This is a genomic window from Microbulbifer maximicatervae (SeqCode) (genome assembly GCF_052467325.1).
Map to the genome: position 1 here is coordinate 79,984 of NZ_CP174310.1, position 16,368 is coordinate 96,351.

Sequence of the window (16,368 nt, forward strand, 5' to 3'; positions counted from 1 at the left end):
TCGTCCATGTCTGTTGTTTCAGAGATTATGCGGTACAAATGGCGCTAGGAACAAGATTTCCCAGTGGGCTCAAAGAGCCCACTGGGAAAGTGTCAAAATATAATAAATTGAATGTTTATTTATCTTGCTACAAGGTCTTGGCTTTCTTGGTTGGGTTTGTGTTGATCAAACCAATATAGAATCGATGCAACTTTTGCCACTAACTGACTTGGCCTGGCAGCGATACTGTGGGATGCCCCTGGAATGCGAACCATGGCAGCGTCAACGTCATTAAGTTTTAGTGCTTGATAAAACTGTTCTGTTTCTGACATCGGTGTGCGGTAATCCTCTTCCCCGGTTAAGAGCATAGTGGGAGTGGTAACGTTTCCGACATAGGTGAGCGGTGAGCGACGGCGGTATTCCTCAGGTTTCTCCCAGGGCATCCCTGAGAACCAATAGCTGGTAAAAAACCTCGAATAATCAGCAGTTAAAACGAAGCTCTCCCAGTTGATGACAGGCTTGGCAACAACAGCAGCTCTGAAGCGATCGGTTTTGCCAATAATCCAGGCTGTCAGTGTACCCCCACCACTGCCACCGGTAACAAATAGCTGCTCTTCATCAATATAACCTTGAGCAATTACTGCATCGACGCCAGAAATCAGGTCGTCGTAATCCTGGCTTGGGTAGTTATGGTGAATTAAGTTGGCAAATTCATGGCCGTAGCTGGTGGAGCCTCGGGGGTTAGTATATAGAACAACGTAACCAGCAGCGGCAAATAACTGGACTTCGGCGGCAAATCTGGGGCCGTAATTAGAGAAGGGACCACCGTGAATTTCCAATAGAAGGGGATACTTCTTCTCGGGGTCGAAATTGGGTGGGTAAGCGACCCAGCCCTGAACATCTCGGCCATCATAGCTCGATTTGTAGTTGATCTCCTCAATATTTGCCATCTCGCGCAGTGGCATCAGGTCGCCATTGAGCTCGGTGAGTGCCTGGGTTTTGCCGTTGCGCGCTAGAGCCAGTTCGGCGGGATTCTGAGGGGTCGTTTGTGTGTAGGCGATGTCCCCGCGTTTGGAGACTGCAAAATTGGCTCCGGAGTATGGGCGTCCCAGCGAAAGGCCTCCAGCGTCGCTGGCCATCAGGGTTTCGCTGGAACCAATTTTCTTGATGGCTATTTTGGTGGAGCCGTGATCGTCGTAGCTATAGGCAATTCGTTTGCTATCGCCCAGCCAGTGGAAGTTGGAAATGCTGCGATCCTTGGCAGTTTTTATTTTACGGGACTCCCCGCCATTGATATCCAGAATGTGCAGAGCATGTTGTTGGTATCCGAGCTTTTGATCCTCAAAGCCTAAATAGGCCAGCTTCGTACCATCTGGAGACATCTGCGGGTGATGGTCTGGACCATAACGTTCGGTAATTTGCTCGATACTGCCGTTTTGTAGGCTCACCTTGTAAATTTCCGAGTTCATCAGCTCGATTTCGTGATCGGGATGACGATTGGCTGAGAAGTAAATTGCATCGTTATTTTTACTCCAGGCGAGACTGCTGTGATGATCGTACTCGCCTTCGGTAAGCTGGCGAGGGGTACCGCCCTCTCGAGGGATCACAAAAACCTGTACATGCCCCTGCTTTAAATAGCCCATGCCATCTGAACGATAAATGCTGCTGTCGATAAACTGTGGTGGCTTAGCCCACTCTGCGCCTTCCGGGGCACTGGGGAGCTGTACTGGCAGAGGTTTGCTCTCCGGTACGAACATAGTGAAAGCTATTTGCTTACCATCCCGTGACCACTGGATATTGGAGGGGGATTTTGGCAGGTGAGTAATCTGCAGATTCTGGCCATTATCTAACCACAGCAGGTGGATCTGCGGGCTGCCACTGCGGGTGCTGATAAAAGCGATGGTCTTCCCGTCTGGGGATAGCTGTGGGGAGTAATCGGAGTAGTCTCCAGAGGTCATAGGGCGGTGATCTTTGCCATCGGTACCGATACGCCAAAGGTTCGCGCGCTTGCCGTCTTTCATTTTGTTCATTGAGTTGCGGACGTAATAAATACTTTTCCCGTCACTGCTGAACTGAGGGCTACTCGCGTATTCGAGGTTAAATACATCCTCGTAACTAAAATTGGGTAGTTGGTTATCAGCGAGCGCAGGGCTGGCGATAAACATCGCTGCGACAATTTTTATTAGCCGGTTCATGATCTTTAGGCTCCTCCTTCTTGTTTCCTAGAGGATACCTGAGGAAGGGGGGGTAAAGGGAGTGATCCGTTGACTGGTGTGCTCGATGGGATAATCCGTGATGGAGCAGCAGGATGGCTGACCTGCTACTCCGTTATTTGGCCGAATATACCTGTAAAATTTTGAATTAGTTGGTTGCTAAGTCCTCGCTTTCATTTTCTCTATCGGGTTTGTGTTGATCAAACCAGTAGAGGGTCGAAGCTACTTTAGAGATTCTCTTGCTGGGTCTATCGGAAAAGTTATGGGATGTGTTTGGAAGGCGCACCATAGCCGCCTCTACATCATTTAACTTTAGTGCTTGGTAAAACTGTTCGGTCTCAGATATCGGGGTGCGATAATCGTTTTCTCCGGTCAATAGCATGGTCGGTGTAGTGACATTGCCAATATATGTGAGTGGAGAGCGGCGTCGATACTCCTCGGGGGCCTCCCAAGGCATCCCGGAAAACCAGTAGCGAGTAAATATTTTGGAGTAATCGGCAGTTAGAACAAAGCTCTCCCAATTGATTACCGGTGCGACAACTACCGCAGCCCTGAATCGTTCAGTTTTACCAATAATCCAGGCCGTCAGTGTGCCGCCGGCACTCCCACCTGTGACAAATAATTGATCCTCATCGATATAGCCTTGGGCGATAACTGCATCGACACCTGCCATTAGGTCATCGTAATCCTGGCTAGGGAAGTTGTGATGGATCAGGTTGGCAAACTCATTGCCGTAGCTGGTAGAGCCACGAGGGTTAGTGTAGAGCACGACATAGCCTGCGGCGGCAAATAGTTGCATTTCGGCAGAAAAGCGCGGGCCGTAGTTAGATAGTGGGCCACCGTGAATCTCAAGTAACAGGGGGTATTTATTTTGGGGGTCGAAATTTGGGGGGTAGGCTATCCAGCCCTGGATATTGCGACCATCGAAGCTGGATTTATAGTTGATCTCTTCCACATGGGCCATATTGCGTAGAGGTATCAAATCACTGTTGATCGCCGTGAGAGTTTTTATCTTGCCGCCACGAGAAATTGCAAGTTCTGCGGGAATTTGAGGTGTGGTTTGTGTATAAACTACGTTTCCATGTTTGGAGACAGCAAAATCTGAAAAACTATAGGGCGCGCCTAGTGTCAGTCCACCGGCGTCATCCGCTATCAAGGTTTCCATTCCGCCAATTTTCTTAATGGCAATTTTGGTTGAGCCATGATCGTCATAGCTGTAAGCAATATGCTTACTGTCAGCGAGCCACTGAAAATCGGAAACGCTACGATCGCTGGCAGTTTTTATTAGCTGGTTTTTTCCACTAGCGAGGTCGATCACTCGCAAAGTGTTTTGGTGGTAGGAAAACCGCTGATCTTCAAAGCCTAAATATGCTAGCTTTCTTCCGTTGGGTGAGATTTGAGGTTGAAAATCGGGGCCAAATCTTTCGGTTACTTGCTCAATATTCCCATCGTCGATATTTACCTTGTAAATTTCTGAATCCAGCAGTTCAATTTCATGATTTGGGTGGCGATTTGCTGAAAAGTAAATGGCCTTATTATTTTTGCCCCAGCTGAGTTGGCTATTGTGCTCGTAGTCCCCACTGGTGAGCTGGCGGGGAGTACCTCCTTCACGAGAAATCATGAAAACCTGTGAATTGCCCTGCTCTAAGTATCCCTGGCCCTCAATGCGATATAAGCTCTTGTCGATAAACTGAGGTGTTTCCTCCCACTCGCCCCCTTCTGGTGGTGTGGGAAGCTCTACTGGCAGCGGTTTGCTCTCGGGCACGAACATGGTGAAGGCGATATGCTGACCATCGTGGGACCACTGGATATTTGATGGAGTCCTGGGTAGATGGGAAATTTGCTCACTTTTACCATTGTCCAGCCACAACAAATGTATCTGGGGCTTTCCACTCCTGTCGCTGATAAAGGCAATAGTTTTTCCATCTGGAGATAGAAGTGGGGAGTGGTCGTGAAAATCTCCGGAAGTTAAGGGGCGGTGATCTTTGCCATCATCGCTGATATACCAGAGGTTTGCCCTTGTGGTATCTGCCATTTTGTTCAGGGAGTTGCGCACGTAATAAATATTTTTATCGTTAGTGCCAAACTGTGGGTCGCTGGCATACTCCAGATCGAAGATGTCCTCGTAGCTAAAATTAGGTGAAGGGCCACTTGTATTTTCAGGGGCGGAAAATGCGGGGCTTGTAATAATCGCCGCAGCAATAAACTTTATAAACCTATCCATGGTCAGTGAGCTCCTTTTTATTGTTGGGTGGAGCATACCGAAGGGGCGGTATCAGAGGGGATAAATACGCTGAAATGCAATATTGAGGGGATAGTCAGTTTGTTTGGCGGATAAATCTACTGAAATCTTTCCTTTCCACCCAGGAAATCTGGGGCACCTCGCAAGTACACTTGGAGCTTTCGCCCTTTTCGAGCTTCCAGCCTGAGGTGGGTTAATTTATATAGGTATCTCTTTTAATATTTCTTGATAAATATATTTGAGGATACCCAAAAGTTTGCCTTAACCTTTTCGTCAGTATTATGAATGGTGGCATTTAGCAGCCCTGGTTTGCAGGGCCAGGGCGCGTATTGGGTTTACGCCGCAGGGGATTAACTACTACTGCGACGATTGAGACTGTATTGAAAAAGAGATTAAGTAACGGTACTTAGCGGCTATGGACCCCACTCCTTCATAGGTTGGTTGTTTCTACTACAAAACCCCGATAGCCTCGCAGGTCCTCTTGCAAAAGAGCGGCCTGAGTCTCGAGATTTTCCTAATTGTCTGGATGGCCGTTTGTTCGGTCAAAAGTGCAACTCAAAACTATCGAACATCTTTAGCCCTTGTAGCGAGGGAGCGTAAAGATACCAACTATATAAGTTATTGACGCTATTTTTTATATTGCCAGGCACGGTTTTATCTGCTGTAAGCATTGAATTCCAAGGGATCCCACCTAAAGCCAATGACAGATGGTCCACACATTTTCATTTCTTCCGTCTGTTGATGATCAGCTGGGAGACTAGGGCTCCGCATAAAAGGATAAGAAAGACCACTAGGTTGAGGCCTCCCGCTACCAGGCGTGCCTCATTAGGGTAAGCAATAGTGCGCTCTAATGCTGATTTTTTATAGTGGTGTTTTTCCCTGAAGGTTGGATCTATTGCTAAATCCAGAAGGGTGCGCATGCTGCGATATCTTACCACTGCGGCAGTAGACCAGTCACCTTCATAATCAACACCCCACTTTGCTGCAGTTGCGCCTAAAGCGTCCCCAAAAAAAATCGGATAGCTCCCGCGCTTAATTAAGAAGTTCGTCACGTAATTATTATATTTTTTCGCGACCTCCTTTGAACTCATTGGTTTACTGTGATCTTTGGTTATAACAGGTTCGTCATAGTACTTGATAGCATTCAGAATAAAAATTGGTTCACCGCGATCCCGTTCAAGTAACTTCAAAAATTCTGATGGCGATTCATCGGGATTTAATTCTGCCAGCTTTTCGGAATAGTACTGTTTTTCTTCTGCGGAAAGAGGGTGTTCAAATGTTCCATGCCACCAGGAGAATAATAAAAAGAGTATTGACCAAAAGCTCCAGTTAATAATGGTTTGAATAGAATTTTTTAAATTTTTCATAAGCTATCATTTCTTAGATGTCGAAACGTAACCAATGATGGTTTTTTAGTTGAAACGGCAGTATTGGCTACTTAGGTCCAGTATATAGGGCTAGAAATGCTATGGAAAGTGGAGTTCTAAAAAGTCTCTCATGTTGAGGGTTTTTATCTTTACATATCTTTAACTTTAATGATCGCTTGGTTTATGAGGGCGGTAACAATAGCTGGGATTTTAATTTTCACTTTACAGAAGATTGGGTTTTGGAATGATAAGAGGGTATCAGTTACTTAAATCGCTTAGTTTTCCAGTTTGCAGCACTCTTTAGGAGGCTGGTTTCACATATTAATTTTGATTTTTGTAAAGATATGATTAGTTTGTTGATGTTTATGTTAAGTGATTTGTTGGTGGTTCAGCTTGGCCTTTTAAAACAATAAGTTGCTGGGTAGAAGGGTCGGAAACAACACTTATAAGTGTCCGCGTGAAAAGCTTTATCTTTTGGGTTGTTGAATTAATGTCACTCTCCATGACGGCTGAAAGGGTTCCGAAGATTTTTTTGACCTGATAAGCTAGATATAATTTTTCTATTCGTTATTAGCTTTTTATTTTTCACAGATAGAATGATTAGTGTAGGCAGACTCCAGGGAGTTGTGCACGTAATAGATATTTCTATCGTTGGTGCCAAACTGTGGACCGCTGGCATACTCGTGGTCGAATATGTCCTCGTAACTAAAACTGGGTAAGGGTTTATTTGTGTTTGAATGGGCTGAATCGCCCCAGCAATAAACTCTATAAACCTGCTCATAGTCAATGGGCTCCTTATTATTGTTTGACGGAGCATATTGAAGGGAACGTATCAGAGGGGCCAAATACGTTGAATTGCAATTTTGAAGGAGTTGTCAGTTTATTTGGTGGATAAACTTCCTGAAGATTCACTTTCCCAGCTAGGAGAACTGTGGCAGCTCAAAAATAAACTTGATGCTTTCGCTCCTTTTGAGTCTCCAAACTAAGCCAGGTTAATTGAAGTGGTAGCTCTTTTAATACTTTCCGATAAATATCTTCGAGGGTATCAAAGTGGTCGGTCTCAATCCTTTCGTCCACTATGTGAATAGAGGTTTTTCAGGTCCTGGTTCGGCAATCATAATTCTGGTAGGCGCAGTTTCAATGAGAGCCGGGGCCAGGGTGTGTATTGGGCTAACGGCACAAAGGGCGATCTACCACTAAGGCGATAGCGGCTGTGTTGAAAAAGGGATTGAGCTACGGTACTTAGCGGCTTTGGGTTTTACTCTGCCATATGTTGGCCGTTTCTTCTACGAAACTCCGATAGCTTCGCGGCCCCTGGGGCAAAAGTGCGGCCTGAGCCTCAAGATCTTCCTGATTTACTGGGTGGCCGTTTGTTTTGAACCAGCGATGCATGACCAGAAGATCGAAATTCAGCCACGGAGGCACCATGGTTTCGATGCTGTTGGCAAATTCTTCCGGCGTTAGGTCAGGGTAGATGACGGCGTGACCAAGTGCTATGGACCAGAGTGCGGCGGTTTCATTGCCGTTAGGGGCATCCAAACTCGACAAAAGAAATACTTCGTTCTTAGCCCTTATGTCTAAGAGTGCTGACGCTGCTGCGAGCGCAACATCACGGGTATCGATGCGTGCAACCGGGTGGGGGCCCAACGGCGTTGCATAAGCACCTGCAGTGATCACATCCTTCTGAACAAGATCATTCTGAGCGAAGTAGGTGGGCCGTAGTATCGTGTGCGTGATCCCACTAGCTCGCAGCGCTGTTTCAATGGCAAATTTTCCGCCCGCATGGGGGATCATCGGTGCGCGAACTGCAAGATCGCTCGATAGGTAAACGATGTGCCTGGGGGGGGATTCAGCGGCGATCGCCAGCGTGGAGAGGCCTTGCTGGGTCTCCTTGGGGCTATTCGCGATGAGCAAAAAGACACTCTCAACCCCCTTAAATGCGGGCCTCAGGCTGAAAGGATCATCCATATCTGCAATGACTGTATCAATATCATCGGGGAGGCTCGCGGCATAGGCGGTCGATCGTGTGGCGACACGGATCTTTGCGCCACTCGCATGCAAGATCGGCACGAGTTCCCGGCCGACATTTCCTGAGCCGCCAAAGATGAGGACAGTCATCGATGTAATCCACTGATGCTCAGGGCCAGACTGCGCAAAAGAATGCGCGAAAAGGTTTGTCGGCGTGCCACCCTACTGGGGCATCCAATGGTATGAAGAAGCTGTCACCGGCGTGGAAGGTCTCCTCGCCGTTTGATGTTGTGACCCGCACCGCCCCCTCCAGCATACATAGCAGTTCGTTCCGGCTGAAAGCTGTGATATTGCAATGACAAGGGCCGGACATCAAAGTGCCGACCTGGATCCTGCTATCGCCAGACTCGTATGCCAGGTGCCGGGCTTGGTGTGGTTCTAGAGCGCTGAGATTGGTCTTTCTACAGTCGTCTTCTGAAATGTTTGGAAGCGGGCGCACGACTTTCAGCTTAGACGGATCAGTCTCTGTTGGATATTCATCATGGAAAAGATTGATAAAGTACTTGCGGTAATATATTGGCATGTCCCATGCGCAATTAAGGCCTTGTGGGAGGAAAAACGGCTCTCCAGCAGAGATGACTTCTTTGTGTCCTGTTTCGTCGATAATGCCGACGTGGCCCTCGATCAGAAGCATGAACTCAAAGAGAGGATAGGGATTGAGCCCTGTGCTGCTTCCGCCAGAGCAATCCCAGGTCCCAGTGCAGAGGCCGTTGCGCTCAAAGGCTTTATACCCTCGCTGGATAGGTGTCGGGCCGGTAAGAAAAGAGGGAGGGATGACAGCCCAGGACTCAAGGCCTTCGCCACTTGGGTTGTGCGGGTCCAACTTGATTACGCTTTTCATGGCGTCTTTCTCGAGGGCTCGAGTTGGTGGCAGGAGCCGCGCGACTCGAGAATCAGTGAGCGGTTGGTGGTCGTCGGCGCGATTCACTAAGTATCTCTGCCGCAACTCATTTAGTAGTCTAATCCAACTTGGCGATAGATGTTGCTCTCGATAAATTGTGTCGGCCCGAGCCACCCTGCACGGTCTGGAGCAATGAGGTGTTGTATTGGCAGAGTTGGCAAATACGCTGAATAGTAATATTCAAGAGGTAGCCAGTTTTTGGCAAGATAAACCTGCTGGAGTTTTACTGCCCCAGCCATGAAAGCCGGGGCCTCTCAAAAGAATACTTTGAGCTTTCGCCTTTATGAGCCTCTAGGTTGAGTCGGATTAATTTAAGTGAGTAACTCTTTTAAGACTTCCCGATAAATATCTTTAAGGATATCCAAGTGGTCGGCCTCAACCCTTTCGTCTACTTTATGGATAGTGGCATTTACCGGTCCCAGTTCTACGACCTGGGCTCCGGTAGGGGCAATAAAACGGCCATCGGAAGTGCCGCCGGCGGTCGATAGCTCCGTTTTTTCCCCTGTGATGGTGAGAATTGCCTGCTGAGTTGCCCGAACCAGTGGGCCTGCGGCAGTGAGAAAAGGCAACCCGGATAATTTAAAATTCGCCTCATACTTGAGATTGTGTTTATCCATAATTGCGCGGGCCCGAGTCTCAAGGTCTTCGGCGGTTAATTCAGTGGAAAAACGCCAGTTGCAGAGTAAATCCACTTCGCCGGGAATAACATTGGTTGCGCCGGTGCCTCCATTGATATTTGAAACCTGGAAGCTGGTTGCGGGGAAGAATTCGTTCCCCTGGTCCCACTCTTCGGCAGCGAGTTCAGCGAGAGCAGGGGCCAGGGTATGAATCGGATTCTCGGCCAAGTGAGGGTAGGCTACATGGCCTTGGGTGCCGAGAACTTTTAGTTCCAGGCCGAGTGAGCCCCTGCGCCCATTTTTAATAATATCGCCAACCCGTTCACTACTGGATGGCTCGCCGACGATACAGCAGTCAATCTTTTCTCCCTGTTCCTCGAGCCACTCGACAACCTTAACGGTGCCGTTTGTTGCGGGGCCCTCTTCGTCGCTGGTGATCAGAAATGCTATGCGACCACTGTGGTCTGGGTGTGCCGCAATGAACTCCTCACAGGCAACCACCATGGCTGCCAGGGAACCCTTCATGTCCGCCGCACCGCGGCCATATAGAAAACCGTCGCGAATTTCAGGCTCGAAGGGGGGGCAGCTCCAGTTTTCTTCTGGGCCTGTGGGTACGACATCGGTGTGTCCGGCAAAGGCGAGTAGGGAGCCTTCACTAGAGCCATCGCGTACAGCCCAAAAATTATCGGTGTCGTCTCTGCGCAATTTTGTTACCTGGAATCCTATTTTTTCCAGGCGCTGGATCATAAGGTCCATACACCCCGCATCTTCTGGGGTGACAGAGCGGCGGCGAATCAGGTCGAAAGCGAGTTGGAGGGTGGGAGTCACTTGGGCTTTCCTTGTATAGGGAGATGGGTCGCAAAGAAGCGGCTAGAGGGGTGGGATGCAGCAGTGCGGAACCGAAGTTCCGCACTGTGCAATTTTAATTGCTGTGTAGAGCTTCATTGAGCTCGATAGCACTCTTGTTGGTGAGACATTCCACTGCACCATTAGTGGAGTTGCGGCGGAATAGTAAATCGGATTTTCCGGCCAGGTCTCTGGCCTTGATGTGCTCTACCAGCTTGCCGCTGTCATCCAACAGGGCGATTTTGGTTCCAGCTGTAATGTAGAGCCCAGCCTCTACTGTGCAGCGGTCGCCAAGGGGAATGCCGATGCCGGCATTAGCGCCGAGCAGGCAGTTATCGCCTACCGAGATAACGATATTTCCGCCGCCGGAAAGCGTGCCCATGGTGGAGCTGCTGCCACCGAGATCGGAACCGGCGCCGACAAATACCCCGGCGGAAATACGGCCTTCAATCATGCCGGGCCCTTCGGTGCCAGCATTAAAGTTAACAAAGCCCTCGTGCATGATTGTGGTGCCTTCCCCAAGGTATGCGCCCAGGCGCACTCGAGCGGTGTGTGCGATACGAACCCCAGCCGGTACTACGTAGTTGGTCATTTTGGGGAATTTATCCACGCAGGAGACATCCAGGTACTCACCTTTGAGCCTTGCATCCAGTTGTCGCTGCGGTAATTCCTCGAGATCGATGGCCCCCTGGTTGGTCCAAGCGACATTAACCAGCTTGCCAAAAATACCATCGAGTTTGGTCTCATGGGGTTTTACCAGGCGGTGGGATAGAAGATGTAGCTTCAGGTAGGCCTCGGGCACTGACTGCGGGGCTTCGTCAGTAGCCAAAATAACTACTGCGAGTGGTCTTTGGGAATTGGCAAATTGCTGCAGGATTTCCGCCTGGTCAGCGGCGCCTGCACTGTGGAGAGCATCGGCTAATTTCTGTAGCTGGGTGGAGTCCAGAGGCAGGCTGTGATTTCCCTCTGCCACGCCGAGCGTTTCAGTAACCGCGTTAGCGATTTCTGCACTGGGTTTAAACAGGGGTTTGGGATAGTAAACTTCGAGCCAGTCGCCCTTGCTGTTACAGGTGCCGACACCAAAACCGATGCTGTAAATATTGCTCATGGTGGTTATCTCCTAATTCGACTAGCTTTGCAGTTGTTCGAAGGTCGCCTCTTTAAAACCGAAAAGGGTTTCCTTTGAGGTGGTGGTGACCGGGCGTTTGATTAAGGTAGGGGTCGCACTGGCCAGATCTAAGGCGAGTGCATTGTCCATTTCGTTTTTCTGTTCATCGCTCAGTTCACGCCAGCTCGTTGAGCGGCGATTTAGGACCTCTTGCCAGCCAAATTTATCCAGCCATGCTTGAAGGGGGACATCTTCCATGCCGTCTACGCGAAAATCGTGAAAGCGATAATCGACTCCATTTTTCTCCAGCCATTTGCGGGCTTTTTTTACGGTGTCACAGTTTTTAATGCCGTACAGAGTAATCACGGTTACGCCTTTTTGGTTTTCTTGGGGTTTTTACGGTTGGGGTAGCAGGTTGTGCAAATTTCACAGACGGTGCCATCGCAGCCCCGCGCAGAGCAGAACTCGCGACCGTAGAAAATAATCTGCAGGTGCAATTTATTCCACTTGTCTCTTGGGAACAGCCGCTTCAGGTCTTTTTCAGTCTGGGTAACATTTTTGCCATTCGTCAGGCCCCAGCGCTGGGCCAACCTGTGAATGTGGGTATCGACAGGAAACGCCGGGTGTCCAAAAGCCTGTGACATAACCACGCTCGCCGTTTTGTGTCCGACCCCGGGCAGGGTCTCCAGCGCAGCCATATTCTCAGGCACTTCGCCGTGGTATTCGCTGATCAGGATCTGCGAGAGCTTGCTGATGGCTTTGGATTTTTGCGGGGAGAGGCCACAGGGGCGAATGACTTTTTGGATCTCCTCTACCGGGACCTGCGCCATATCCCTGGGATTGTCTGCCAGCTGCCAGAGCGCAGGGGTTATCTGGTTGACCCGCTCATCGGTGCATTGAGCGGATAGGAGTACCGCAACCAACAGGGTGTAGGAGTCATTGTGATCGAGAGGAACGGGAGTTTCCGGGTAGAGTTCCTCCAGGCGCTGCAAAATATAAGTGACGCGCTCTTGCTTGAGTAGATTTTTTACTGCCATTGTTAAGATATGCCTGGGCGTGGAGTTCCTGTATGTGCTCGAGTTGTCAGTTGTTCTTGAAAAGTGAGTTGGCCTTACCTGCAAAATGCCTTTATGCGGTGCGCTGCGTCGATGCACTCTTGCAGTGTCGCTACCAGTGCCAGACGCACATACTCGCGACCGGGGTTCAAGCCGATGCTATCGCGGGCGAGAAATGCACCGGGAAGTACCGTGATATTTTGCGCCTCGTAGAGTTCCCTGGCAAAACGCTCACCATCCCCGACCTTGGGCCACAGATAAAAGCTTGCCTGTGGCTGTTGTACCTCTAGGCAGCCGTCGAGAATTTCGAGAACTGAAGAAAACTTTTCACTGTAAAGCGCGCGATTCTGGCGGACGTGTTCCTCATCCTGCCAGGCTGCGATCGAAGCATATTGATTGGGCAGCGGCATGGGGCAGCCGTGGTAAGTTCGATAGAGCAAAAACTTTTTCAGCAGATCGGCATCACCGGCGACGAAGCCCGAACGAAGCCCGGGTAAGTTCGAGCGCTTTGATAGGCTGTGGAATACTACACAGCGGCGAAAGTCTGTTCGCCCCATTTCCTCGCAGGCCTGTAATAGTCCTACCGGCGGTGATGACTCGTCAAAATAAAGCTCCGAATAACACTCATCGGAGGCGATGGTGAAATCGTAGCGGTCTGCCTTCTCTATCAGCTGTTTAAAACCTTCAGCTTCGAGAAGAGCGCCGGTGGGGTTGCTGGGAGAGCAGAGGTAAAGCAATTCGCATTGCTGCCAAACCGATTCCGGAACCGAGGTGAAATCTGGTTTGAATTGGTTTTCTGCCACACAGTTAATAAAGTGCGGCTGCGCCCCGGCGAGAAGGGCCGCGCCCTCATAGATCTGGTAGAAGGGATTGGGCATCAGGACTTTGCTGCCTGCGGAAACGGTCGCCTGGGCGAATGCAAAAAGTGCTTCCCGGGTCCCGTTCACCGGCAGCACCTGGCTATCTGCGCTCACATTGGAGAGCTGAAAACGCTGGCTCAGCCAATTGGCGATCGCCTGCCGCAGGGGCTCGATTCCCTTGGTCAGTGGGTAGGCGGCAAGCTTGTCCAGGTGTCGAACTAGTTCTGCACTGACAAACTCCGGTGGCGCATGCTTGGGCTCACCGATGGACAGTGCAATATGCGGTTTGTCCGCCGCTTGGAGGCCCTCTTTCAGGGCTTGCAGCTTGGTGAATGGGTAGGGCTGCAGCTGTTCCAGATTTGGGTTCATGGTCGTGAGCGGGCCTCGGGCGTTTTTTCGGTTAGGCGTCTTGGTTGTTCAGTTCCAGGCAAATGGCTTTTTCCAGTGCGCCGTTGGCCTCGATGTCGGTAAGTGGTGATCCCTCGGCGTCGGTAATATGAAAAATATCTTCGACTCGTTCGCCGAGTGTCGAAATTTTTGCATTGTGCAGGCGCAGATCGTGGGAAATAAAAATTCGCGCGATGCGGGCCAGCAAGCCGGGTCTATCGGCACTGGTAATTTCCAGGGTGCTGTAATGATCGCCGGGCTCAGTGGAGAGATGAGCCTGGCTCTTCAATTCAAACATTTTAAGGCGGCGGGGCGTACGTCGCTGAATGATCTTTGAGTAGTCCTCAACCAGGGCCAATTCCTGCTGTAGCGTGTCGCGAATCTGCGCTAGGCGCTGGGGTTCGTCCAGTAGCGGTTGGCCCGCTTCATCCAGCACGTAAAAAGTATCCAGCGTATAACCGGAGGCAGAATTGTACAGGCGCGCATCGTGAACGTTCAGGTTGAGCATATCCAGCCCGGTAACCGCTGCGGCAAATACGTTGGCTCTATCAGGCGTGTAGACAAAAACTTGGGTAGCGCCATCGTGCTCGCCGGGCCCCGAGTTTCGCGTTAAAACCAGGGTGTCTTTTTGGCTGGTGTCGGGGCTGCTGTGCAGATCGTGGATGGCCGAAGTGTGCCAGGTGATATTGTCAGCGGTCTCGCGAACAAAATAATCATCCCCCATTTGCGCCCAGATATTTTCCACCGAAACTTGCGGAAGTCCCATAGCGTCCAGTTTTTCCATTGCCTGGCAGCGGGTTTCCTCGATAATTTCTTCTCGGTCGATAGGGTTTTCCAGGCCTCGGCGCAGGGCGTGCCGGGTGGCCTGGTAGAGCTGGCGCATCAAGCTGGCCCGCCAGCTGTTCCAGAGTTCCGGGTTGGTGGCATTGATATCTGCGACTGTGAGGGCGTACAGGTAGTCCAGGTGTTCGCGGTCACCCATCTCGCGGGCGAAAGCGTGCACGACTTCGGGATCACTGATGTCCTGCTTCTGTGAAACCTGGCTCATCAATAGATGCTTTTCTACAAGCCAGCAAACCAGACGCCGGTCGCGGGCGGGCAGGTGGTGGCGCTGGCAGAATTCCGCTGCATCCACAACTCCCAGCTTGGAGTGGTCGCCACCGCGCCCTTTGGCGATATCGTGGTAGAGACCGGCGATATACAGCAGTTCCGGTTGGCGCATGCGCTCGAGAATTTCCGCTGCAATCGGGAATTTTTCCCGCGCCTCGGGGCTCCGGAAGCTGCGCATATTGCGCACAACTTGCAAGGTGTGGGCATCCACGGTGTAGATATGGAATAAGTCGTGCTGCATTTGCCCGGTTACCTGCCCAAATTCTGGTAGGTATCGCCCGAGAATGCGGTAGCGGGTCATTCGGGATAGCTGGGTCGACAATCCCCTGGGTGAGTGAAGCAGCTGCATAAACAACTGGGTATTTTTCGGATCTGCGCGGAACTCGTCGTCGATCAGGTGTCGGTGCTCGCGAATCAGGCGGATGGTGGAGGCCCGTACCCCGCTAATATCCGGGTTGTTGGCCATCAGCACGAAGATCTCGAGCAGGGCCGAGGGCTCCTGGTTAAATACCTGGGCGTGGGTAACCTCAATATTGCCGTCGCGCAGCTGGAATCGCTCATTTAGCGGAATGACCAGCTGGCTGCCTTTGCGCTGAAGGATGGCTTCGCCGAGATATTGGAGAAGTACATCGTTCAATTCCTGCAGTGCCATCACGATGCGGTAGTAGTTGTGCATAAACTGCTCAACGGCGAGCTGGGTGTCGCTATCCACATAACCGAATTGCTTCGCCAGTTCTCTTTGGTAGTCAAACAGCAGTCGCTCTTCCGCGCGGCCGGCGAGCAGGTGCAAGCCGTAGCGCACACGCCAGAGGAAGGTTTCCCCGGACTGTAATATGGCGAACTCTTCCTCGGTAAAAAATGCCTTGCCTTGCAGTTGCTTCAGGGTGCGCACTTGGAAAAAATATTTGGCAACCCAGGCAATTGTCTGGATATCCCGCAGGCCCCCGGGAGAGTTCTTAATATTGGGCTCGAGAATATATTCAGCAGCCTGCTGATTGCTGTGCCGCTTTTTCTGTTCGGCGAGCTTGGCCTTGAAGAATTCTTCGGTGGGCCAGAGCCTTTTGTGTTCCATTTGTGCAGTTAGCTGCTCGCCAACAGTACTGTCGCCGACAACTGTGCGGGACTCAGTGAGGTTGGTGGCCACGGTGATGTCCTTCGCGGCCAACTCCAGGCACTCCGCGATATTTCGTACAGAGTGGCCGATATCCAAGCCCAGGTCCCATAAAAAGGCCACCAGGCGCTCTATATTGTCGATGGTATCCGGGGCAGGGTGATCGCTGGAGAGGATGAGTAAATCGATATCGGAGTGGGGGTGCAGCTCTCCGCGCCCGTAGCCGCCCACAGCGAGAAGCCCTATATCGTCTCTCCACTCGAACTGGTGCCAGGCGTAATGCAGAAGGCAGTCTATAAACAAGGCTCGCTCGTGTACCAGCGTGACAACGTCCTCTCCCTCGCGAAAACGCTCTGCCATTTGCCGTTCGGCTGCGCCGACAGCATCTTTGAATATCTCCAGAGTGGGTTTGTCGCCGGAGCTTAAATCCCTGCGAAAACGGGACTGATCAAAGAAAAACAGGGGGCGTTCAAAATAGGGAGGGCTGACCGGCTGCATGGGAAGTCCGTTTGGCTCTTGGGCTGCCGCAGGTGGGGAGCGGCTT

The 16,368-nt window shown here is 50.8% G+C and carries 11 protein-coding genes; all 11 read right to left on the reverse strand.

From position 1 onward, the window contains the following. Window positions 1–119 precede the first annotated feature (119 nt). Window positions 120–2,174, reverse strand: coding sequence for a S9 family peptidase (locus ACJJIE_RS00620; RefSeq protein ID WP_444893173.1), 2,055 nt, complete (start codon window positions 2,172–2,174; stop codon window positions 120–122). Window positions 2,175–2,340: 166 nt separating this feature from the next. Continuing rightward, complete coding sequence (locus tag ACJJIE_RS00625) at window positions 2,341–4,416, reverse strand: S9 family peptidase (RefSeq protein WP_444893174.1); 2,076 nt, start codon at window positions 4,414–4,416, stop codon at window positions 2,341–2,343. A gap of 740 nt (window positions 4,417–5,156) precedes the next feature. Further along, entirely contained in the window at window positions 5,157–5,801 is a 645-nt protein-coding gene (locus ACJJIE_RS00630; protein ID WP_444893175.1) for a hypothetical protein, read from the reverse strand. A gap of 1,242 nt (window positions 5,802–7,043) precedes the next feature. Beyond that, window positions 7,044–7,919 (reverse strand): SDR family oxidoreductase, encoded by an 876-nt coding sequence (locus ACJJIE_RS00635; protein WP_444893176.1) that lies wholly within the window; start codon window positions 7,917–7,919, stop codon window positions 7,044–7,046. A 19-nt stretch (window positions 7,920–7,938) separates the two neighbouring features. After that, on the reverse strand, window positions 7,939–8,670 hold the full coding sequence (locus tag ACJJIE_RS00640; protein ID WP_444893177.1) for a cupin domain-containing protein: 732 nt from the start codon (window positions 8,668–8,670) through the stop codon (window positions 7,939–7,941). 371 nt (window positions 8,671–9,041) lie between these two features. Further along, on the reverse strand, window positions 9,042–10,175 hold the full coding sequence (gene dapE / locus ACJJIE_RS00645) for a succinyl-diaminopimelate desuccinylase (RefSeq protein ID WP_444893178.1): 1,134 nt from the start codon (window positions 10,173–10,175) through the stop codon (window positions 9,042–9,044). 94 nt (window positions 10,176–10,269) lie between these two features. After that, a complete protein-coding gene (gene dapD / locus ACJJIE_RS00650; RefSeq protein ID WP_444893179.1) occupies window positions 10,270–11,301 on the reverse strand; it encodes a 2,3,4,5-tetrahydropyridine-2,6-dicarboxylate N-succinyltransferase in 1,032 nt (343 codons plus the stop codon). Between the two features lie 21 nt (window positions 11,302–11,322). After that, a complete protein-coding gene (locus ACJJIE_RS00655) occupies window positions 11,323–11,667 on the reverse strand; it encodes an ArsC family reductase (RefSeq protein ID WP_108734022.1) in 345 nt (114 codons plus the stop codon). Between the two features lie 2 nt (window positions 11,668–11,669). Further along, window positions 11,670–12,338: an endonuclease III gene (nth, locus tag ACJJIE_RS00660; protein WP_444893180.1), complete on the reverse strand. Its 669-nt coding sequence runs from the start codon at window positions 12,336–12,338 to the stop codon at window positions 11,670–11,672. A 74-nt stretch (window positions 12,339–12,412) separates the two neighbouring features. Continuing rightward, the gene (gene dapC, locus ACJJIE_RS00665) at window positions 12,413–13,585 is read right to left on the reverse strand and encodes a succinyldiaminopimelate transaminase (RefSeq protein WP_444893181.1); all 1,173 of its coding nucleotides are present in this window, start codon (window positions 13,583–13,585) and stop codon (window positions 12,413–12,415) included. Between the two features lie 31 nt (window positions 13,586–13,616). Beyond that, entirely contained in the window at window positions 13,617–16,322 is a 2,706-nt protein-coding gene (locus tag ACJJIE_RS00670) for a [protein-PII] uridylyltransferase (RefSeq protein WP_444893182.1), read from the reverse strand. Between the last annotated feature and the right edge of the window lie 46 nt (window positions 16,323–16,368).